Genomic DNA, 20,495 nt, shown 5'->3' with positions numbered 1-20,495 from the left:
ACCGCGATGCCGGGTGGACCGGTCCGCACCGCCGAGCGGCTCCGATAGACTTGGCGCATGCCCGCCTCGGACAGGGTGCGCCGTCCCTAGCGGCGGCGCGAAACCCCGACTTCCCCAGCGCATAGCTTCGCGCTCCGCCGCATCCGCGAGTCCTCGCCGGTGTGGCTGTTCGAGCTGACCGGCTCCGTTCGTGCGTTCTGGAGCCTCCTGTGCACAACTGTCCTCGTCCTGTCCTTCGTCTTCGTCCTGTGCTTGACGCCGTCCCCGCTCTCGACCGTCCGGGGCGGTGGTCGTGGTGAACCGTCGGATCCTCGTGCTGACGGCCGTCCTGCTGTCGTCCTTGTCGTTTCCGCTGACCATCACCGGCGCGTCGGTGGCGTTGCCGGGGCTCGCCGGTGACCTGGACGCGTCACTGACCGGCGCGCAGTGGGTGGTCACCGGGTACAACCTGTGCTTCGCGGCGTTCCTGGCCTTCGGCGGTTCGCTCGCGGACCTGCTCGGCAGGCGGCGGCTGTACGTCGCCGGTGTGGTGGCGTTCCTGGTCGGGAGCGTGCTGTGTGCCGTGGCGGGCAACATCGGTGTCCTGATCGCGGCTCGTCTGCTCGCGGGAGTCGGTGCCGCTGTCGCGACGGCCACCGGGCAGTCGTTGCTCGCCGCTGCGTTCGACGGGCAGGCCCGTGCGCGGGTCTTCGGGGCGCTGGGGACGATCCTGGGCATCGGACTGGCTTGCGGACCGACGGTGTCGGGGTTCCTGGTCGACGTGGTGGGGTGGCGGGCGGTCTTCGGCGTTCCTGCGGTGCTCGCGGGCCTCGTCCTGCTGCTGTGCCCGGCCTTGCCCGCCGTGCCGGGTGTCGGCGACAAGGCGGTCGACTGGTCCGGTGGTTCCCTGTTCACGGTCGGGCTCGGGGCGCTCATCTGGGTGTTCGTCGAAGCGCCGGTGCTCGGGCTCTTCCATCCGGTGGTGCTCGGGGCGGTGCTGCTGGCCGTGGCGAGCGCGGTCGGGTTCGTGCGGGTCGAACGCCGCCGACGTGCGCCGATGTTCGACCTGGCGCTGCTCGGGGACCGGGCCTTCCTCGGGTACTCGCTGGTCGCCGCCGCGATGATGGGGTTGCTGGTGCCGCTGCTGGTGTACCTGCCCTCGTACTTCATCGACGTCATCGGCCTCGACGCGGCTCAGGCCGGACTGTGGATGCTGATGCTCACGCTGCCATCGGTCCTGCTCCCCGGTGTCGGGGCGGCGGTCTCCCGGCGGTCGCCGCGACTGCTGTCGATCGGCGCGATCCTGGTGAGCACGGTCGGTGTCGTCGCGCTCGTCACGATCGGGCCGGCGGCCACTCCGTGGACGCTGCTGGGGCCGCTGCTGCTGATCGGGACCGGAATCGGCGTCACGACGGGCGTCGTCGACGGGTTGGCGATCTCCAGCGCACCCACCGCTCAGGCGGGTACGGCCGCCGGCTTGTTCAACACGGCCCGTCTCGCCACGGAGACCGTCACGTTGGCGACGGTCGGGTCCGCGTTGGCGTTCCTGAGCGGTGGGCACCTCGTCGGCGACGGGTTCACCGACGCGCTGCGGACCGTGGTGCTCGCGTTGGGCTGCTTCGGGGTTGTCGCCGCGGGCGGTGCGAACCTGTTGCTACGGCAGAAGGTCGACGCGACAGCACCACATCGGCGTAGCAGGTGACTGGGTATGACGTCAGGTGCACGATGTGGGCGCCGGTTCGCCGGGCGCGAATTCCTCCCAGTCCTTCCGAGTGATCGCGCCCGCTTCCTCGCACAGCGTCCGGTACGGGTCGGCCCAGCGATCGGTGTGCCACGTCGCCGCCGTGCCGGCGTTCACCACGGTGACCAGTGCGTCGCTGGTCGGGCTGAACACGAGGTCCCACACCTGTCCGACCTCGGCGGGAAAGATCGGGACACCGAGCTGCCTGCCGGTTCCCGGGTGCCACAGCCGTACCGCCCTGTCCCCGGTGGCAGCGGCCAGGACGGTGCCGCTCGGGCTGAAGGCCAGGTGGTCGACACCGCGTCTGAACGGGGAATCCTCGTCCACGACGAGGGGACTGCCGATCTCCTGCTGCGTGGTCGGGCTCCACAGGCGTACTTCGCTGTTGTAGGTGCCGGCCGTGGCCAGCATCGTGCCGTCGGGGTGGAAGGCCAGGTCATCGACCTCGGAGTGGGGGCCGGGGTGCTTGATGTCCGCACCCACTTGGCGCTGCGTCGCCTTGTCCCACAGCCGCACCACCCCGTCCCCACCCACGGTCGCCAGGATCGTGCCGCTCGGGTGGAACGCCATCGCGCGCACCGCGCTGTAGCGGGGCGTATCGGGGGAGAAGGGGTTTGCGACGATGTGCTCGCCGATCTGGTGTCCGGTGGCCGGATCCCACAGCCGGACCGTGCCGTCGCCACTCGCCGTGGCCAGGACCGTTCCGCCCTGATCGAACGCCACGTCCACGGCGCCGTAGAACCCGTCCGGGCCATAGGTCTGCGGCATCGTGATCGAGGGCCCGGTCTCCTCCTGCGTGGCCGGATCCCACAGCCGCACGGTGCCGTCCTGGCCGGCGGTTGCCAGCACGGTTCCGTCCGGGTTGAAGGCGAGGTCGTTGAGCCCGTAACCGGTGGTGGTGGCCAGTAGGCGGCCGTGGCGCCGTTGCGTCACCGGATCCCACAACCGCACCGTGCCCTGGGTGTCGGCGGTGGCCAGGAGCGTGCCGCTCCGGTTGAACGCCGCTTGGGACGCCTGATAGCCGAAGGCCGCGGCGTCGACGGGCTCGCCGATCGGACGCCCGTTGGCCGGGTTGTGCAGCCGGACCGTGCCGTCGCCGGAGGCGATGGCCAGGACGGTGCCGTCCGGGCGGAACGCGAGTCCCCCTGCCACCGCGCCGTCGTCGATCGGGATGGAGCCGGTGGTCTCGCGTCCGGTGGCGGTCTCCCAGAACCGCACCACCCCGCTGCTCTGGGTGACCAGGGTGGCGCCGTCCGGGCTGAACGCCAGCGCGTCCACCTTGCCGGACGGGTGCACTGCGAGCGGAGCGCCGACCGGCTGCCCGGTGGACGGGTTCCACAGCCGGACCATGCCATCGCCGTCCCCGGTGGCCAGCGCGGTGCCGGTCGGGCTGAAGGCCAGCGCCACGACACCGAAGGACTCGTCCGTGGTGGCCGTGATCGCGTCGCCGATGCCGGCGTGCGTCACCGGATCCCACAACCGGACGGTGCCGTCGTCGGCCGCCGTGGCGAGGGTCGTGCCGCTCGGGTGGAACGCCACCGCGGTGACCTTGCGCCCCGGGTCGGTCACCCGGAGGGGAGGGCCCGTCTCCCGGAGGTCGGCGGGGTTCCACAGCCGGACCTCGGCCACATCGGTGGTGGCGAGGAGGGTGCCGTCCGGGCTGAACGCCAACGCCGCCTCACCGTCGTCAGCGACCGGGTCTTCCTCGTGCGGGCGGGCGCGGGCGATCTCGCGCCGGGTGCCCGCGTCGAACACCTGCACCGAGCCGCTGGTGCCCGAGGTGGCCAGCTTCGTGCCGTCCGGGGCGTACGCGACGGCCTGCATCAGGTCCACGAAGTCCGGTCTGGCGAGAGTGCCGGCGGGTCGGCCGTCGGCGGCATTCCACAGCCGGACCTCCAGGCCGTCGGTGGCGGCCAGCGCCGTACCGGCCGGGTTGAACGCCACCCCGGTGACGTCATCGCCGAGCCCGATCAGGATGCCGTTGTGCTCCTGCCTCTCCAGCAGCGTGCCCATGGCCGCACCGGCCCGATCGGTCGGTGACACGTGCCAGGCCGCCGCGGCCAGCTGCCGCGCCAGGCGTGGGTCGGTCTGGTCGACGACCAGGCTCTGCGCGGCCAGCTGCCGGGACAGCGCGATGGTGCGCTGGGTGGTGGCGTTGTCCGCGTTGCGCACCGCGATGAACACGGCGATCAGGGCGGCTGTGGTGAGCAGTCCCAGACCCGCTTGCACCGCTCGGCGTCGGCGCTGCCGCGCGCGGTCCGCCCGGTGGCCGGCGGCCAGGAACGCCGCGGCCGTGGACGGCAGTTCGGCGGTGTCCCGTCCGCTCACCGCGGCCAGCCGGTTGCCCCGGTACAGCATGGACGGATCCCGATCGGCTTCCTCCCAGGCCAGGGTGTCGTCGACGAGGCGCTGACGGGTCCGCAGCCAGTCGCGGTCGGCGGCGATCCAGTCCCGCAGGCGCGGCCAGGACCGGAGCAGGGCCTCGTGGGTGATCCCGACGCTGTCGTCCTGCTGTGTGATGAGCCGGGCCTGCGTGAACGCGTCCACGACCGCGACCGCCGTCGCGGTGTCGGCCACGTCCACCAGCTCGGCGCGGTCGAGGAACCGCCGGGTGTCCTCGGGACCGTCGCCGATCCGGACCAGGCGGAGGAACAGCGACTGCGCCTCGCGGCGCCCCTCGTCACCCAGCCTGGTGTAGACCTGCTCGGCGGTGACGGTGATGGCGTGCCGGATGCCCCCGGTGTCCCGATAGCCTTGGACCGTCAGCGTCGCACCGTGGCGCTCCTGCCAGCAGACCCGCAACGCGTGGGCCAGCAGCGGAAGCCGGCCCGCCTCGTAGCCCTCGCCGGTGGCGCCCAGGTGGTGCAGCAGCAGCTCGACCAGTCCGGGCTCCACCTCCAGCCCCACGTCCAGTGCCGGGTGGAGGATCGCCTCGCGCAGCTGCGCGTCGGTCATCGGCCCGACGACCAGCGGCGCGTCCTGCAGCGCGATCGCCAAGCGGGAATGGTCCACACAGGCCGCGTAGAAGTCGGCCCGCAGCCCCAGGACCACCAGCGCGTCGTCGTCCGCGAGATCGGCGAGTGCGTCGATGAACCTCGCGCGCTCCCCGTCGTCGTCGCACAGGGTGAACAGTTCCTCGAACTGGTCGACCACGACCACGAGCCGGTCCTGCTCGTGGGGCACGCTCGACAGGTGCGCCTCCAGCGCGGCCATGGGTGCCGCGGTGGGGGTGAACACCAGCGTCGGCCAGCCCTCCGATCCCGGCAGCGCGCCCCGGTGGAGCCGGGAGAGCAGGCCGGCCCGCAGCAACGACGACTTCCCCGCACCCGAAGGTGCGACGACGACCTGGAGCCCTCCGGTCGTCAGGCGGCGGTCGAGGCGGCTGAGCAGGTCGGCGACCAGGGCGTCCCGCCCGAAGAACCACCGTGCCTGCTCCGGCTCGAAGGCGGCCAGGCCGGGATACGGGCACTCGGCCACCACTGGGCCGGACACCGTGCGGCGGCGACCGTGCTTGCCGTCGCTGTAGTACACGTTGTGGTCACGGCCCACCATGGTGATGTGGGATCCGTCGATCGCCGTCGCCTGCTGGTGGACTCCCCCGGGAGTAAGCGCGGTGGGATCATCGCCGGCGCTCATCGATCACCCCTCCCCACCAACGCATTCGGATCGACGACTCAGGACACTAGAGCCAGCCGTTGTCGTGGGCGGTCAGGTAGGCCTCGGTGCGGGTGGTCGCGCCGAGCTTGGTCACGGCGGCTGAGAGGTAGTTGCGCACGGTGCCCGCGGACAGGTGGGTCCTGCGGGCGATCACCGCGACCGGGGTGTCGTATTCGGCCAGCCTGAGCACTTCCAGCTCCCGTGGTGTCAGCGGGCACGGTGGGGTGGTCAGGGCGTCCGCGGCCAAGGCCGGGTCCACGTAACGGCCACCCGCGTGGACCCGGCGGATCACGTCGGCCAGGGTGCCGCCGGGGGAACCTTTGGGCAGGAAGCCCTTGGCGCCGGTGGAGAGGGCGCGTTGCAGGTGCGGCGGTTTGCCCCGGCCGGTGAGGATGACCACCGCGCAGGTCGGCAGGGCCTCGGCCAGTTCGGCGGTCACCTCGAAGCCGTCCAGCAGGGGCATCTGGAGGTCCACCACGGCCACGTCCGGGTGGTGGGCCAGGGCTTGCGACACCGCCGCGCGGCCGTCCGCGGCCTGGGCCACGACCTCCAGGTCGGGTTCCAGCCCGAGCAGCGCGGCCACCGCGACGCGGATCAGCTCCTCGTCGTCGGCCAGCAGCACGCGGATCACGTCGGCACGGTCGCCACCAGCGTGAACACCCCGCCCTCCTCTCCCGTGCGCAGCGTCCCACCTGCCTTGGCCAGGCGTTCGGCCAGGCCGTCCAAGCCGGAACCCCCGCCGGGGCCGCCCGACGCGCCGTCGTTGGCCACGGCCAGGCGGACCAGGTCCGGTTCCAGTGCGACGTCGATCGTGCACCACCGGGCGCGGCTGTGTCTCAGCACGTTCGTGCCGGCTTCCCGCAGCGCCCAGGACAGCTCACGGGCAACGGTGGGCAGTGACGGTGGGATCGTGACCGTGCACCGCACGCCCGAGGAGGTCAGCACCTGTTCGATCGCGGCGGCCTGCTCGGCCAGGTCGACGGTCCGGTAGCCGTGCACGGCCTCCCGCAGGTCGGCGAGCGCCGACGCCGCCAGCCCCCGCACCTCCCCCGCCTCCGCGCCGGCCCGGGCACCGTCCACCGGGGCCAGTCGTTCGGCGAGTTCCGCCTTCAGCGCGATCACCGTCAACCGGTGGCCGAGCAGGTCGTGCACGTCCCGGGCGAACCGCAGCCGCTCCTCGATCACGGCCAGCCGCGCCCGCGACTCGCGTCCCTCCTGCGCCTGCACCAGGAGGTCCCACAGCCACACCGGCAGCACGTGCACCAGCGCCAGGCCGATGCCGACGCCACCGGCGATCACCAGGCCGCGCAGCGGATCGTCCGCCAGCACGACGGCCGCCGCGATCACCGCGACCACGATCCCCCACCACCGCCGCGCGAGGACGGGCGCCGTTCCGACGATCGAGGCCCCCACCCACGCCCACGTCTCCCAGTGCCCCGGCGCGACCGGCACGAGCAGCGACACCGACAGCAGGGACGCCACCGCGAACGCCGCGATCCACGGTCCGCGCCGCACCGGGGACACAGCTGCGTACAGGACGCCGGCGTGCGCGACGGCGAACAGCACCACGCCGACCGTCCCGAGCACGACCCACTCGCTCCGTGACTCCATCAGCACGCCGATGCCGGGGCCGACCAGGCTGGTCGACCACGCCACGGCCACCGACACCAGGGTGAGCAGCCTCGCGCGCCGCATCACCGGTGGTACCGCCACACCACGAGGGCCATCGCCGGCAGCATCAGCACGTGCCCGGCGACCAGCATGAACGCGCCGGACACCCATCCCGCCCAGTACGGGCCGAACAGCAGCAGGAACGGCACGTACATCGCCACGCCCATGGCCACCACCTCCCGCCACGGGTGGCGGCGGAACCACATCCACAGCGACATCCCGATCGTCATGTTCGTGGCCATCACCAGCGCTCCGACATCCGCCCGGTCCGGCAGGTCGACGGCCAGGCCCCACACCGGGTCGAGCACGACCATGCCGACGACCATCGCGACCAGCATCTCCGAGAAGTGCCTCACCATACGAGCGACACCCCCACGAACGTGTCGACCACGACGCAGGCCAGCGCGTACCAGCGCGGCACGACCAGGCGTGCGCGGTAGTGCACGAGGTCCCACGCGGCGTGCGCCAGCCAACCGGCGGCGACCACGTACCGGCCGACCTCGGGTGCGAGCGACAGCGCGGCCAAGGCCAACCCGGTGAACGCCGGCACGCCGGCGGCCTGGACGGCCAGCACGCGCGGGCGCTTGGCGAAGCCGCGCGCCAGACCGACCACCAGGTAGACGAGTGCGCACGCGGGCAGGCCCCACGTGCCGAATCCGGTCCAGTCGCCGTTGTCGTCGGCGACGATCACGACTCCCAGGGCGGTCGACACCACCAGGGAGAGGAGCGAGGAACGTGTCATGGCAACCACGTTGCGGCTGATGGCGCACAAGTCCCACCCGCACGTCGTCATCGAAAACCCGTGCGGATCGCACGGGTGCACCATGCGGTCCCGGTGACCGGACGGTCGCCCCTCGGTGCGCCGGGACGCGGACGGTGCTGCTGTGCGCCGAGCCGGCCTGACCGGCGCGTCGCCCGGTTTCGTCCATTCGGAACCCGCCGGGCGGCGGGCTGTGACATCCTGCCTTCCGGCCGGTGGTCGATGTGGGGGGACAGGTGAAGACGCCCGACGAGTGGATGCGCGAGTTCGAGGCCAAGATCGCGGACGCCAAGGTCAAGGCCGAGGCGGTGCAGCGCGGGCTGGAGAGCGCGCAGGGCACGGCTTCGTCCAAGGACGGGGCGGTCACGGTGACGGTCGCGCCCAACGGGGCGCTGACCGACGTCCGGCTCACCGCGGACGCCATGCGCAAGTCCCACGCCCAGCTGTCCGCCGAGATCGTGGCCGTCGCCCGGCAGGCCCAGCGGTCGGCCGCCGTGCAGGTCGCGGAGACGTTCGAGGCGGTCAACGGGACCGACTCGGAGACCTACCGGCTGATCACCGAGTACCTCCCGCCCGACGAGGAGCAGGAGGAGGACGCGCTGGAGCGTCCTCGCTACGCGTTCGAGCAGGAGTTCGACGGTGGCTCGCCGCCACCGCCGCAGCCGCCGCCGCGTCGCGAACCACCACGTCGTACCGCGCCGCGCGACGGCGTGGACGACGACCGGGACTTCAGCAGCGAATCGATCTTCAAGAACCAGTGAGACTTCGAGAACCAGCGAGTCGACCGGGGGGACGACTGTGGCAGAGGAAGCCGGCACCACCACTACCTGGTCCACCGGCGCGGGCGTGGTCGACAGCGTCAACGGGTTCGTCGACTCGCTGACGTCGGAATCCGAGGGCGAGGGCGTCGACGTCATCGACGTGGCCCTCGGCGGGGCGGGTGTGGTGGTGGACCTGGTGTCCGTCGCCGCGAACCCGCTCGGCGCGCTCGCGTCGGCCGGCGTCGGCTGGCTGCTGGAGCACGTGAGCTTCCTGCGCGAGCCGCTGGACGCGCTGCTGGGCAACCCGGACGAGATCAACGCGAACGTCCACCAGCTCAAGTCCGCCGCGCTGGAGATGAAGATGATCGCCGACGAGCACCGCCAGGACCTGAACGCGGTCAGCGAGTGGGAAGGCGACGCGGGCGACGCGTTCCGCGCCGAGATGGACCGCATGGCGGGCGAGTACGAGGCCCTCGGGTCCACCATGGACGGCACGGCGGCGATCTACGCCCTGTCCGGCGCGCTGGTGTGCGAGCTGCGTTCCCTGGTGTTCGGCTGGATCTCCGACCTGCTGGGCGAGCTGATCGCCGGCGCGCTGATCGCCGCCGCGTCCGCCGTGGTCACGCTGGGCGGTTCGGTGGCGGCGTTCGCGGGCTACGCGGGCACGCGGGCGGCCATGATGGCGACCAGGATCGCGGGCAGGCTGACCAAGCTCGGCGCGGCGATGGCCCGCATGGGCGGCCGGATGGCGAAGCTCGCCGAGAAGATGCAGGGCTTGGTCAAGGGCCTGGAGCGGTTCGCCGAGTACGGCGGCTACGCCAAGACGGCGTACGACGCGGTCAAGCCCTATGAGATGTCGCCGGCCAAAGCCTGATGGCGCCGAGGGGAAACCGCGGCACGTCCTCGCACAGCGGCGACGGCAGGCCGTCCTCCGACCACGGCGGTGACAGCGGCAAGCCGTCCTCGCCCCCGTCGTCCACGGGTTCGAGCCCGACCGGCGGGGTGGGCGGGCGCGGCGTCCGGATGGACACCGACGCCGTGGAGACGTTGGGCGGCCGCATCTCCAGCCGTGGCGACCAGCTCCGCAACGGGGTGGCGTCCAAGCTGAACATCAACGCCAGCCAGAGCGGCGCGGGCGTGTTCGGCCAGGTCGCCATGGCCCAGGCGGACCGCGCCATCGCCACCGCGCGCAGTGGTGCGGACCAGGCGGCGACCGCTGCGGACAACGCCGGCGCGAAGACCAAGGCGACCGCGCAGACCACGCGTGACAGTGACCAGTCCGCCGCGTCGGCCATGCGGCGGATCGAGAGCAAGACCGGCGATGTCGGGCCTACCGGGTCGCGTAGCGGCACGGCGTCGGCGTCCGGTTCGTCCGGCACCGGGAGTGGGCGCACTTCCGCGCCGCCTTCGCTTCCCCGTGACGGGACGGGTGGCGGGACCGGGTCGGCTCGGCCTGCTGTCGCGATGCCTCGGACTGCGGCTCCTGCTGTTCCGGGTGGCGCGCGTCCCGATGGGACGGCCAGGCCGGGGGGCGGCGGGCCGGGCGGTGGCACGACGCCCGCACGGACCGGGGTGCCGACCGCCGGGCCTGGGCTTGGTGGTCCGCCGGCGGGGACTTCGGCCGGGAGCAAGCCGCCCGGGGTGCCGATTCCCGGAGGTACGCCGCCCGCGGGCACGGCTCCGCGAACTTCGCCTCCCGGGGGTGCGCCTCCCAGGGGTGCGCCTGGGGGTGCTCCGCCTGGGGGTGCGCCTGCCGGGCCACGCCCTGGCCTGCCCGGTGGCGGTGGGATTCCCGGTGGTCCCAACACCGGTGGCGGGTCGCCGGCACGTGGCGGGGGTCCGGCCGGGACCGGTGTGCCCGGTGGGGCGCCCGCGGGTTCGGGTGCCAACCGCGGTGGCGGGTCGCCGGGCGGTGGGACGGGTGTTCCCCGGGGCGGTTCTCCTGGTGGCGCACCGGGTTTCGGGCCTGGCGAGCCCGGTGGCCCGGCCGTTGGTGGGGGTGCGCAGGCTCCGGCTCGTGGTGGTGTGCCCGGTGCGGGGCCTGGGTTGTCCGGTGCGGGAGGTCCGCACCCGGGCGGTCAGGGCGCGGCTCGCAGTGGTGGACCCGGTGGTGGAACCGTTGGCGGGGCGGGCTTTCCCGGTGCCGGGACCTCGCACGCCGGTGGAGCCGGAGGTGGGCAGAACCCGTCTCGTGCCGGTGGACCTGCTGCCGGGGCGGGCTTTCCCGGAGCTGGGCCTCTCGGTGTCGGCGGGGCGCATCCCGGGGGCGGGCAGGGCGGGCCTCGGACCGGAGGGCCGGGGGTTCCGGGTGTCGGGGTTGGCGGGCCGCAGCCGGGTACGCCTCAGGGTGGCCGGCCCGGGACCGGTGGTGCGCAAGCCGGACAGTCGCGGGGTGGGGTGCCGCACGGTGCCACGCCGGGTGCGAGGCCGCAGGCCGCCGGGCCGGGCTTCGGTTCGCCCAACGGCCGGCCGAACCCTGCCGGACCTGGTCCGGGGATCGGTCCGCACAGCGGGGGGCCGGGGATGGGACATGGTGCGTCGCCGAACCCCGGCGGGCAGCACGTGCCGCGAACCGGTGGGCCGCAGGGAGGTCTGCCCGGCAACGGCATGTCCAGGCCCGGTGGTCCGCCGCCGGGAGGTTTCGGACCCGGCACGACCCCGGCCGGAGGGCCGCAGGCGGGGATGCCCCGCGCCGGGGAGCAGCACGCCGGGACGCCGCGTGCGGGAACGCCGCAGGCAGGTGTGCCGCGTGCCGGAGACCCACAGGCGGGTCCGCCCCGTGCGGGAACGCCGCAGGCCGGGATGCCCCGTGCCGGAGACCCACAGGCCGGTGCACCGCGTGCCGGAACACCGCTGGCAGGTGCGCCCCGTACCGGAGCGCCGCAGGCGGGGATGCCGGGCAGGACTGGTAGCCAGACCGGGCCGTCCGGTGTGGGGCAGGGGTCGGGCAGGCCTGGTGACGGACCGTCCGGTCCGCCGCGCTACGGCAATCCGCCGACCGACGCGCTCAGTCCTCGGCCGTCGCAGACGTTGCCGTTCGACGCTCCCGACGGCGGTGCCCCGCAGCCCCATTCGGCGAGTCAGCCCTCGGACGCGCGGCCGGTGCAGGACAGCACGCCGCAGCAGGACCAGGGTGCGCCGCAACGTCCGGGCGACGGGGACGGGCTGCCACCGGTCGCGTTGCACCACGTCGACCAGTCCGAGTACGGGGTGTCGACAGTCGTCACGCGCGATGTCGAGGGGTGGAGGCGTGACGAGAACGCGCTCTACCGGGGTGACACGCGCTCGCCGGAGGAGATCCGTGCGGCCGGTGGGTTCCACCCGCACCAGCCGGATGCTCCTGATCTGCGCCGGCACGTGCACGGGGACACGAACGCGTTCGTCAGCACGTCGACCGAGCAGAAGGTCGGTGTGGAGCGCGCGGGGCGTGGCGCGGTGTACGTCATCAGGGCGCCGGGTGGGATCCACACCGATCCGACGATGCGGGCCAACGGCGACAACCGGGGCTACAACGAGGCCGAGGTGCTGTTCCCCGGTGGTGTCGACTGGCGGTACGTGGCCGGGTGGCACGAGGTCCGGTACGACCCGGGTGAGGGTCGGCTGGTGCCGGGCGACTTCGTGCCGAACCCGGACTACATCGGCGACAAGCCGGTCGGCAGGCCGGACAGGGGCTCGGCTGACGACTCGTCCAAGGCTTCAGAGGGGATGCAAGAGGGGACACAGCCCAGCAGGACAGAACCCGGCGGGACGCAGCCCAGCAGGACAGTGCCCGGCCCGGCAGAACACGGCGGGACGCCCTTCGACCGCCCGTTGCCACCCCCGGCGCGGACCGACCACACACCGCCGAGCCACACACCGCCGAGCCACACACCGCCGACCCAAGCACCGCCGAGCCACGCACAGCCGGGGCGCGGGCAGCCTGGCGATTCGCGGTACGGCCGGCCCGGCTACCCGCAGCAGCACCCCGGACAGGTGCCGCAGGGTCCGCCGCCAGGCTTCCGGCAGCACAACCCGTATGCCGGTCCGCCGAACGTCCAACCGCACCTCGGACAAGCTCACCCGAGCCAGGCGTTCCCCGGAAGTCCGTACCACGGCCAGGCCGCCAACCCTGCCCAGCACCACCCCCCGGCCGCCTACGGCTCCACGCCTCACGGCTCAACGCCCTACGGCTCCACCCCCTACGCCGACACGCTCCACCCCCAGCACCACGACACCCCGTCGTTCGGCCCCTCGGGCAGCCAGGCCTGGGAAGCCCGCCAACGCGCCGAAGCCGAAGCGACACCGCCCACCACCGAGACCCCGAAACCCACCCCCACCTACGAACGGGTGGAGCGACCGCAGCGCCCGTTGAGCCAGCGGCTCGGGGAGTTGTCGGACGAACGGCTGGACCGGCTCCGACCGCTCGTGCGCGCGACGCCCGCCGGGATGTCGGTCTTCGGACACGGGGACCGCAACCAGCAGTACACCGCCAACGTGGTGCCGAAGGTGCCCGGCCAGTTCGTGGTCGACATGCACGGCTCGGCGAACTCCGTCCGCGTCGACAAGTCGAACCTCGGACCGGACGACGTCGCCGACATCCTGATGGCCAACCCGGACTGGGACGGGCGCACGCCGATCCTCCTCGTCGGCTGTCAGACCGGGAAGCTGCCGGACGGGTTCGCCGCCCGGCTGGCCGAACGGACCGGTGTGCCGGTCACCGCTCCGACCACCGACGCGTGGGTCGACTACGACGGCAACGTGTTCGCGTCCTCCGGTCACTCCACTGTGGACGGGGCGCGTCCCGGCTGGCCGCCGAACGGCGAGTGGCACACGTACGGCCCGGACGGCGCCCACCGCGTGGACGAGAGCCCCTACCCACCGGGCAGGGAGCCGACCTGGGGTGACGACACCCCCGCCGAAGCACCGTCGCACGCCGCCCAACGCGGTGACGACGGCAGCCACCCCGACAGCACGGACGGCACCGATCCGGACGGCACCGACACCACGCAGCCCGCAGGTGAGGTCCGCACCGAGCTGCGCGTCGACGAACCGAACAGGATCTCCGGCCGGTCGATCCTCAAGGACGTCCGCGAGGCCTACGTCGAGAGCTACCGGTCCGTCATCGAGCCGCAGCAGAAGCAGGTCGCGGTCATCCGGTTCGACTCCGCGCCGGACGACGCGGACTCGTGGAAGGCCAAGATGGACGCCTCACGGGTGTCCGCGGACCAGAAGGTCAAGAACATCAGCGCGCTCGGCTACCACGTCGACAACCTGCTGCTGCCGCCCGCGACGTCACAGGCGGAGTTCCGGCAGTTGCTGGAACGCTTCGGCGACGACCCCAGCGTGAGCGGCATCATCGTGCAGATGCCCGCGCCCGTGGCGTTCGGTGAAGACGTGCGGGCGCTCCTCCCGCCGGACAAGGACATCGACGCCCTGCTGGGCGAGGACTCACCGCAGGCGGCGTGCGCGACCGCCGACGGCATCTCGAAGGTGGTCGAACCGTTCCTGGCGGGAGGTCCCACCGTCGCGGTCGTCGGCTACCGGGGTTTCGTGGGCGCGGGTGTGCTGCGCATGTTGGAGCAGCACGGCGTCGATCCCGTGCGGCTGGACTTCGGCGACGACCTGACCCGGGTGCGTGACGCGGACGTCGTGATCTCGGTGACCGGTTCGCCCGGCATCCTCGGGCCGGAGCACCTGCGGCCCGATCACCTGCTCGTGGTCGACTCGGGGTTCGTGCCCCAGCCGGACGGCTCCATCGCGAGCGACGTGCGCGGCGGGGCGGCCGGGATCCCCCGGCACATCACGCCGGTGCCGGGCGGCATCGGCCCGGTGGAGATGGCCGTGTTGCTGGAACGCCTGGTCAGGATGGACGTGAACCCGGACCTGCCCCCGTGGCGGGTGGTGCGGCCGGAGGGCACGTGATGCCCGCGGGCTCAGAACTCCCAACCCAGGGCACGCACCGCGTCGGGCACCGGTTCGAGGCCGAGGTCGCCGAACTCCTCCTCGAACTCGCGCCGCCGCAGTCTGCGGTGGGTGTCGATCTCGTCGTGGAAGTGGTCGTTGAAGTGCGCGAGTCCCGCGATCGTGAAGGTCTCCGGCGCGCCGTCGATGTGCCAGTCGGAGAACTCGCCGTGGTGGGCGATCCAGACGACCCGGTCCCACTCCACCGGCAGCGTGTCGCCGACCGCCGCGACGAGGGCGTCGGCGAGCCGGCCGAGGTTCGTGCCGATCCCCCGCGTGCGCGGGTTGCTCCGGATCGAGGTGAACACCGCGACCGGCGGCAACGGCGGTTCGCGCAGCACCAGGCGGGCCAGGCAGTGGCCGTCCCCCAGGTCGTGCTCGAAGCGCAGGATCATCCGGACCTGACTGCCCTGCGCGGTGGTCACCACGTCGCGGTGGTCCTGGCCCATCGGCGCACCTCACTGGAATACAACGACATCCGGGCGAACGTCCACGTCGGACGCTACCAGCCGGCCCGGTCCCGACCGGCCGGTTCCGCCGTTCCGCCAACGGCCGTGCGGGCACCCGCGCTACGGTCGGGTCCGCCGTCGGGTGTACCGAGCACAGGAGAGAAGCGCACGTGAGCGAGCCGTTCGACATCGCGATCGACGGGGCCCAGGCGTTCCGGTTCGAGCGTGGGCCCGGCACGACCGCCTACGTCGCGCCGGACGCGGCCCCCGACATCGAGGGGCACGTGTTCGAGCTGCCGGACGGCCGTTCGGTCAAGCAGGTGCAGGCGTCCCGGTTCGAGTCGGTCCTCGCGCTGTCCACCTGGTGGCTGTCCGACGACGGCCCGGCCGAGCTCGACCGCACCGACGAGGTGGTCGGGTACCTGGCGCCGAACGCGGACACGCCGTTGGTGCAGCTGCGCCTGATGCCGCCGCCGCCCGGCGCGTGGCCGCAGTTCCCGACCGTGCTCGCCGGGGACTCGCTGCCCGCCGGTCACGGGTCGGTGCGGGACCGGGTGCGGGCGGGCATCCTCGCCCACGCCCCGGAGGGCTGGCGCACGCTCGCCCTGGAGTGCCGGGCCACGGCCCGCCGGATGGAGCTGTCCGCGACCGTGACGCTGGCGGACGGCGTGGCGCGCGGGTGGTCGCCGCCCGCCATGGTGTCGCAGTGGCTGCACCGCCTGCGGGTGCGCGAGTACCGGTCGACCATCGGGGTCTGGTTCACCGCGCGGTTCGAGTTCTCCTCCGACGGCACGTCCACTCAGCACTTCGACATCGAGGGCAAGCCCGCCTGGCAGGTGCCGCAGAGCTTCCGGGACGAGCAGGACCACTACGCCGACGAGCTGCGGCTGCTGCCGCGCCGGCCGGAGGCGGTCTTCCCGTGGATGTACGAGGCCGCCGCGAAGGTCCAGCAGCGCGGCCGGGCCGACGCCCTGGCCCACCCCGGCCGGGCGGCCGAGGACGCGGGGCCGGAGATCGTGCGGCTGTTCGACGTGCTGGAGGACGGCCGTCCCACCTGGTACCGGCCGATGGTCGGCGGCCGGGAGGTGACCGCGATCCGGCTCTACCTGGAGAACGCGCCGCTGGTGCTCTCGTCGCGGGGCCTCACCGCGGACATGCTCTCGGACGACGACGAGCAGGTGGTGCCGATGGGCTACCACACGGACGGGCGGTTCGTGTGGTCCAGCGCGGCGGCCTACTACCTGTGGAAGCACAGCGTGCCGCCGCCGCTGCCGCTGGTCGACCACATCCGGGAGAACCGCTACCGGCTGCCCGACGAGGTGCCCGCGATCGTGAAGGGCCGTGCGGCGGCGCTGGCGATGGGCCGGCCGTACCTGGCGGCGCAGGAGGCGACCGCGCTGGAAGCCGCGCTGGAACCGGTGCGCGACATCCTGCGCGCCTACCGGACCAGCCCGCGGTTCTACCGGCTGGACGGCCACCAGGACCAGTCGTGGTGCCTGGTCCGCGACGGCGACTGGTACCGGGTCTACTGGGCCGAGGGCGAGCAGGAGCGGTCCGCCGCGCGGTTCGGCGACGTCCGGGACGCCGCCGCCTACCTGGCCGGGCGGCTGGTGCTGGACAGGGACCGGCTGCGGTACGAGGTGGACGAGGAGATCCCCTGGTGGCAGTCGCCGTACCAGGTGCTGTCCGAGGCGGACCCGGCGCTGGCCGAGTTCACCGGGGTGGCCCTGGCGGGGACCGTCGACCTGGAGGTCGACCGCTACGGCACGCCGGACGGCAACCTGGTGTTCGCCGCCGACACCCCGTTCGAGCAGCGCGGCCTGCCCGCCGACCACGCGGACCGCGAGTACCACCGCTACCGCCTGCCCGGCCGGTGGAGCGTGATGACGGCGGTGTCGCCGGCCGGTGGCCGGGCGTACCTGCTGCCGCTGCCGATCGGGGACTACGTGGCGTCCGGCCAGGCGCAGGAGGTCACGCCGGCGGCCGGGCACCCCGGTCTGCCGCCGATCACCGACGCGCTGCGGGCCGAGGCGCGGCGCAACCCCGGCGGCTGGGTGTGGTGCGCGGACCCGGACGTCGATCCCCGCCACATCGAGGGCGTGCCGGACTTCGCGCTGCTCGGCGCCTACCGGGTGGACCCGGACGGCGAGCTGACCGGCGAGACGTTCCTCAACCCGGAGTACCGCCCGAGCCCGCGCCGGCTGGGTTTCCCCGAGCCGCAGTCGGACTTCGAGCTGGTCCTCGGCTTCGTCGCGGCGGGCTGGCTGCCGCAGGAACGGGTGATCGCCGCCGCGCTGGACGCGCAGTTCATCGTGGAGAGCGACGGGGCAGGCGGACTGCGGATCGGGGTCGACGGGCAGGGGCGGCGGTTCCTCCCGGTGTACTCGTCGCCCGGCTACGTGCCCGCGGACGCGGCCACGCCGATGCAGGCGTCGGGCCGTGCGCTGCTGCCCGCGCTGGCCGGGGTGACACTGGTGGTCAACCCGGGTGGCGCGGTGGGCACCGAACTGCCCGGTGACGACCTCGTCGCGGCCGGCTAGTGGACCGGTGTCGAGAACGGGCGGGCAGCTTCGACGTCACCGGCAGAGGATCCGGATGTTCGGGAGGTTCGCCATGACGTACCCGGTCGACCCGCGGGTGGACGACTACATCGAGAAGCTGCCCGAGTGGCAGCAGGCGATCTGCCGCGAGGTGAGGGACCTGGTGCACCAGGCCGATCCCGAGGTGGTCGAGACGATCAAGTTCACCAACCGGCCGTACTTCGTGCTCCAGGGCAACATCTGCGCCCTGCTGGCCGCGAAGACCCACGTCAACGTGTTCCTCTACGACGGCGCGATGGTGCCCGACCCGGAGGGGATCATCACGGCCGGTCACGACAACAAGACGGCTCGGACGGTCGCGTTCCGGCGGGGCGAGGTGGTCAACGCGCCCGCGCTGCTCGCCATGTTCCGGCAGGTCATCGCCGACAACCGGGCCGGCGGGTGGCGGAAGCTCAAGCGGGACGGGCGGCCGGGGGCATCCGGGTGACCACCGCCGGATCACCCGGCGGGCGACGCCGCCGCCGCTACCCGTGGTGGGTCGCGGCGCGGGCGTGACCGGTCGGTAGGTTGCGCGGTGTGGCGGGTGACGTGGTGGAGATCTACACCGACGGGGCGTGCAGCGGGAACCCCGGTCCGGGCGGCTGGGGCGCGGTGCTGCGGTACGGGCGGCACGAGAAGGACCTGTACGGCGGCGACGCCGGGCCCACCACGAACAACCGGATGGAGCTGATGGCACCCATCCAGGCGCTGGAGAGCCTCACCCGGCCGGCCGCGGTGCGGATCTACACGGACAGCACGTACGTCCGCAACGGGATCCTGTCGTGGATGGCCAGGTGGAAGGCCAACGGGTGGCTGACCAGCGCCAAGCAGCCGGTGAAGAACGCCGACCTGTGGCGTCGGCTGGAAGAGGCGGCGGCACCGCACGAGGTGGAGTGGCACTGGGTCAAGGGGCACGCGGGCAACGTGGACAACGAGCGGGCCGACCAGCTCGCGGTGCGCGGCGTCCGGGAAGCGGCCGGGCGTTAGGCCACCACGGGCGGACCTACAGCCAGCCGTTGTCGTGGGCCGTCGCGAACGCGTCGGAACGGTCCGCCACGCCCAGCTTCGCGACCGCCGCCGACAGGTAGTTGCGCACGGTGCCGCCGGCCAGGCCCATCCGCCGCGCGATCTCGGCGACCGGGGTGTCGTACTCGGCCTGCCGCAACACCTCCAGCTCCTGCGGCGTGAGCGGGCAGGGGCGCGGCAGCAGGGCGTTCGCCGCTATCGCCGGGTCGACGTAGCGCCCGCCCGCGTGCACCCGGCGGATCACGTCGGCCAGCGCCCCGGCCGGTGTCCCCTTGGGCAGCAACCCCTTCGCGCCGCTGGCCAGGGCCCGGTGCGGGTGCGGCGCGGTGCCCTGACCGGTCAGCACCACCACCGCGCAGGCGGGCAGCACGCGGGCCAGTTCGGCGGCCACCGCGAAGCCGTCCGGGCCGGGCATCAGCAGGTCCACGACGGCCACGTCCGGGCGCCGGGCGAGCGCACCGGCCACCGCCGACTCGCCGTCGGCGGCCAGGGCGACGACCTCCAGGTCCAGTTCCAGGCTCAGCAGCGACGCCAGCGCCACCCGCACGAGGTCCTCGTCGTCGGCCACCAGCACCCGGATCACGCCGGCCTCCTCCCGGACCCGGAGGTGACCGGACCGGGTCGATGGTGCACCACCGGACGCGGGGAGCGAACCGCTAACGCATGACCGTTGCCAGTCGCCGCATGCCCTCGGCGATCTCGCCGACGGTGTTGGTGGTGAACGACAGCCGCATGGTGGCCCGGTCCGGGGTGGTCGCGTAGAACGGCGCGCCCGGCACGTAGGCGACGTCCCGGGCGAGCGCCTCGGGCAGCAGGTCGGCGGTGTCGGTGCCGTCGGGCAGGGTGAGCCACACGAACATCCCGCCGTCCGGGTCGCTCCACCGGGTGCCGTCCGGGACGGTCGTGGGCAGCGCGGCGATCATCGCGTCCCGGCGTTCCCGGTAGGCGTCGCGCAGCGAGCGGACGTGCGCGGTCAGGTCGTGCGCGTCCAGGTAGGCCGCCGCGGCGGCCTGGTCGATGGTGGAGGTGTGCAGGTCGGCCGCCTGCTTGACGATCACCAGCGCGCGCAGCAGTCCGGCCGGGGCGCGCAGCCAGCCCAGCCGCAGACCGGGTGCGCCGATCTTGGAGAAGCTGCCCAGGTGCAGCACCTTCGGGCTCATCGACGCCAGCGCGGGCAGCTCGTCGCCCCGGTAGCGCAGCTCGCTGTACGGGTCGTCCTCCACCACCCACAGGTCGTGCCGGTCGGCGATGGCGGCGATCTCGGCCCGCCGTGCCGCGGACAGCGTCCGGCCGGTCGGGTTGGCGAACGTCGGCACCAGGTAGAGCAGCTCGGGCTGCTCCCGGGCGATCACGTCGGCCAGCGCGGCCGGGTCCATGCCGTGCTCGTCCCCGGCGACCGGCACGATCCGCGCGCCCGCGAGCCGGAACGCCTGGAGCGCGGCGAGGTAGGTCGGCTCCTCCACCGCCACCACCGACCCGGGCTCCAGCAGGGCGGTCACGACGAGCGTCAGCGCCTGCTGCGAACCGGTGGTGACCAGCAGGTCGGCGGCCGTGGTGGGCAGGCCGCGCCCGGTCATCCGGGTGGCCACGTGGGCGCGCAGGTCCGGGTCGCCCTCGGTGGGCGCGTACTGGAGGGACCGCCGGGACAGCGCCCGGTCGAACGCGGCGCGCAGACCGTCCACGTCGAACAGCTCGGGCGCGGGCAGGCCGCCGGCGAACGAGATGACCTCGGGACGGGAGGTGAGGGCGAGCAGGTCGCGCACGGGCGAGCTGGAGACGTCGGTGGTGCGGGGCACGGGGAACCTCGGATCGCTCAGGATGCGGACTGCACGCGGTCGTGCCGCGTGGAAGCCGGGTCGCACTGGGGTCGAGGCGCCGGACCACCAGCCTACCGAAGCCGTTGACAGGTTATATGCTCCTATGGCTATATTG

General features: G+C 73.2%; 16 protein-coding genes. 7 read left to right on the top strand and 9 right to left on the bottom strand.

Going from position 1 to position 20,495, the window contains the following annotated elements; genetic code table 11:
- The first annotated feature begins 295 nt into the window (after positions 1–295).
- Entirely contained in the window at positions 296–1,681 is a 1,386-nt protein-coding gene (locus FHS29_RS12795; protein WP_312864889.1) for an MFS transporter, read from the top strand.
- A gap of 12 nt (positions 1,682–1,693) precedes the next feature.
- Here FHS29_RS12795 and FHS29_RS12790 read toward each other — a convergent pair whose 3' ends face one another.
- The 5 genes from FHS29_RS12790 to FHS29_RS12770 are packed head-to-tail and all read right to left on the bottom strand — an operon-like array spanning position 1,694 to position 7,790.
- A complete protein-coding gene (locus FHS29_RS12790; RefSeq protein ID WP_184690787.1) occupies positions 1,694–5,356 on the bottom strand; it encodes an nSTAND1 domain-containing NTPase in 3,663 nt (1,220 codons plus the stop codon).
- Positions 5,357–5,402: 46 nt separating this feature from the next.
- Positions 5,403–6,008: a response regulator transcription factor gene (locus FHS29_RS12785; protein ID WP_184690786.1), complete on the bottom strand. Its 606-nt coding sequence runs from the start codon at positions 6,006–6,008 to the stop codon at positions 5,403–5,405.
- Complete coding sequence (locus FHS29_RS12780) at positions 6,005–7,072, bottom strand: sensor histidine kinase (protein ID WP_184690785.1); 1,068 nt, start codon at positions 7,070–7,072, stop codon at positions 6,005–6,007. The genes FHS29_RS12785 and FHS29_RS12780 overlap by 4 nt, the downstream gene beginning before the upstream one ends.
- Positions 7,072–7,407, bottom strand: a complete 336-nt coding sequence (locus tag FHS29_RS12775) for a hypothetical protein (RefSeq protein WP_184690784.1) — start codon at positions 7,405–7,407, stop codon at positions 7,072–7,074. The genes FHS29_RS12780 and FHS29_RS12775 overlap by 1 nt, the downstream gene beginning before the upstream one ends.
- On the bottom strand, positions 7,401–7,790 hold the full coding sequence (locus FHS29_RS12770) for a hypothetical protein (protein ID WP_184690783.1): 390 nt from the start codon (positions 7,788–7,790) through the stop codon (positions 7,401–7,403). Before FHS29_RS12770 ends, FHS29_RS12775 begins: the two co-directional genes overlap by 7 nt.
- A gap of 254 nt (positions 7,791–8,044) precedes the next feature.
- Here FHS29_RS12770 and FHS29_RS12765 point away from each other — a divergent pair, with 254 nt between their 5' ends.
- Both FHS29_RS12765 and FHS29_RS12760 read left to right on the top strand, forming a co-directional pair.
- On the top strand, positions 8,045–8,569 hold the full coding sequence (locus FHS29_RS12765) for a YbaB/EbfC family nucleoid-associated protein (RefSeq protein WP_184690782.1): 525 nt from the start codon (positions 8,045–8,047) through the stop codon (positions 8,567–8,569).
- Between the two features lie 37 nt (positions 8,570–8,606).
- A complete protein-coding gene (locus FHS29_RS12760) occupies positions 8,607–9,443 on the top strand; it encodes a WXG100 family type VII secretion target (protein ID WP_184690781.1) in 837 nt (278 codons plus the stop codon).
- Here the strand turns inward: FHS29_RS12760 and FHS29_RS12755 are convergent.
- Positions 9,409–9,963 carry a hypothetical protein gene (locus tag FHS29_RS12755; RefSeq protein ID WP_184690780.1) on the bottom strand — a complete coding sequence of 185 codons (555 nt, stop codon included), beginning with the start codon at positions 9,961–9,963 and terminating at the stop codon, positions 9,409–9,411. The genes FHS29_RS12760 and FHS29_RS12755 overlap by 35 nt on opposite strands.
- A 1,708-nt stretch (positions 9,964–11,671) precedes the next feature.
- Here FHS29_RS12755 and FHS29_RS38105 point away from each other — a divergent pair.
- Entirely contained in the window at positions 11,672–14,470 is a 2,799-nt protein-coding gene (locus tag FHS29_RS38105; protein ID WP_184690779.1) for a DUF8616 domain-containing protein, read from the top strand.
- A gap of 11 nt (positions 14,471–14,481) precedes the next feature.
- Here the strand turns inward: FHS29_RS38105 and FHS29_RS12745 are convergent, their stop codons facing one another.
- Positions 14,482–14,958: a hypothetical protein gene (locus tag FHS29_RS12745; protein ID WP_184690778.1), complete on the bottom strand. Its 477-nt coding sequence runs from the start codon at positions 14,956–14,958 to the stop codon at positions 14,482–14,484.
- A gap of 170 nt (positions 14,959–15,128) precedes the next feature.
- Here FHS29_RS12745 and FHS29_RS38100 point away from each other — a divergent pair, with 170 nt between their 5' ends.
- From FHS29_RS38100 to rnhA, 3 genes are all read left to right on the top strand, one after another.
- Positions 15,129–17,498, top strand: a complete 2,370-nt coding sequence (locus FHS29_RS38100) for a type VII secretion system-associated protein (protein ID WP_184690777.1) — start codon at positions 15,129–15,131, stop codon at positions 17,496–17,498.
- Positions 17,499–17,553: 55 nt separating this feature from the next.
- The gene (locus FHS29_RS12735; protein ID WP_246440169.1) at positions 17,554–17,985 is read left to right on the top strand and encodes a DUF1801 domain-containing protein; all 432 of its coding nucleotides are present in this window, start codon (positions 17,554–17,556) and stop codon (positions 17,983–17,985) included.
- Positions 17,986–18,074: 89 nt separating this feature from the next.
- Entirely contained in the window at positions 18,075–18,524 is a 450-nt protein-coding gene (rnhA, locus tag FHS29_RS12730; protein ID WP_312864888.1) for a ribonuclease HI, read from the top strand.
- Between the two features lie 16 nt (positions 18,525–18,540).
- Here the strand turns inward: rnhA and FHS29_RS12725 are convergent, their stop codons facing one another.
- Together FHS29_RS12725 and FHS29_RS12720 are read right to left on the bottom strand one after the other, a co-directional pair.
- Positions 18,541–19,146 carry a response regulator gene (locus tag FHS29_RS12725; RefSeq protein ID WP_184690776.1) on the bottom strand — a complete coding sequence of 202 codons (606 nt, stop codon included), beginning with the start codon at positions 19,144–19,146 and terminating at the stop codon, positions 18,541–18,543.
- Positions 19,147–19,219: 73 nt separating this feature from the next.
- Positions 19,220–20,359, bottom strand: a complete 1,140-nt coding sequence (locus tag FHS29_RS12720) for an aminotransferase-like domain-containing protein (RefSeq protein WP_312864887.1) — start codon at positions 20,357–20,359, stop codon at positions 19,220–19,222.
- Positions 20,360–20,495: the final 136 nt, after the last annotated feature.

The organism is Saccharothrix tamanrassetensis (assembly GCF_014203665.1).
GTDB classification, from domain to species: Bacteria; Actinomycetota; Actinomycetes; order Mycobacteriales; family Pseudonocardiaceae; genus Actinosynnema; species Actinosynnema tamanrassetense.
This window is presented reverse-complemented; position numbering and strand designations above follow the sequence as displayed.